The sequence below is a fragment of the Vibrio sp. 1288 genome, assembly GCF_033344475.1.
Window position 1 is genome coordinate 1 of record NZ_JAWPOX010000213.1, and the last position, 938, is coordinate 938.

General features: G+C 49.4%; 1 protein-coding gene and 1 pseudogene. Both read right to left on the reverse strand.

Translation table 11 applies throughout. From position 1 onward, the window contains the following. Positions 1-836: flagellar hook-length control protein FliK (locus R8O11_RS25750; protein ID WP_318194679.1), on the reverse strand; the 836-nt coding region annotated here is incomplete at its 3' end. Further along, positions 833-938, reverse strand: a pseudogene (locus tag R8O11_RS25755) (LafD); the annotation flags it as partial. The pseudogene R8O11_RS25755 and the gene R8O11_RS25750, both read right to left, overlap by 4 nt.

The following is a 938-nucleotide window of genomic DNA, read 5'->3' on the forward strand; positions in this document are numbered from 1 at the left end:
TGTACGCTCAATCGATCGCCCTCAACACGAACGAGTAAATCCAGTTTGCCTAGATCGGGCGGATCGAGACGGATTTTCGCTTCCTGAACACTTTGCTGTGCTTGCAAGGTGACTCGGTCATGCAGCACCTGCATCATCTGCTCGCCCCATTTGCCTGCACTTGTGTCCACTTTCACTGCTGCCCACTCTGAGCCTTGCGTATGAGCATGAGCTACTGTCGCAGCGCTCACTGCTTGAGCGGACGGAGCAGAAGTTTGAACGTTCAGTGGTGCAGTCGTTGCTTGCCCTTGCGCTGGTTGGTTCAACAATGCTTGAAAGTCTGCGGTAGAGGTATTCACGCGTGCATTCGCAGAAGCTGTTTGGCTAGTTTGAATATCTTGTTGTTGCGGTGATGTGTTTAACAAGGCATTAGCTTGCGCTGGGCTTGTTGTTTTTGCTTCACCTTTTACTTCCAACGGATTGACTTTGTTGAATGACGCAACCGATTTCTCAGCCATGTTTAGCATGCCTTGCGTCAAGGTTTGCGCTTGCGCTGCAAGGTCTGGTGTTTCAGTTGGTGTTGTTGCACTCAGAAGAACATTCATTCCTGTGGTGTCAACAGCAGCATTTTCTTCCGTTGTTGCAGTTGTCGCCTCGTTGCGCTCTTCACTTGAGAAAGTTTGTGCAGCAAGGCGAAAGCTTGGTACTGCTTGCTCTGATAATGCTGCGGATTGATTCAGAGGTGTTTGCCCTGAAGCACTGCGCTGCGAAAAGCCTTGAACGTCTTTTGCTTGCGTGATTCGGCCTTCTGAAGATGAAGCGGCATTTGACGATGGCAGTGAAGAAGAAATCATCATTGTGTCATCTCCATTGTCATCGCTAGTTGATATGCCATGGCACGCTCTTGTTGATCGTTCGCCATGTTCATCTCTTTTTTGAGCTCACCAGTGGCTTTCTCT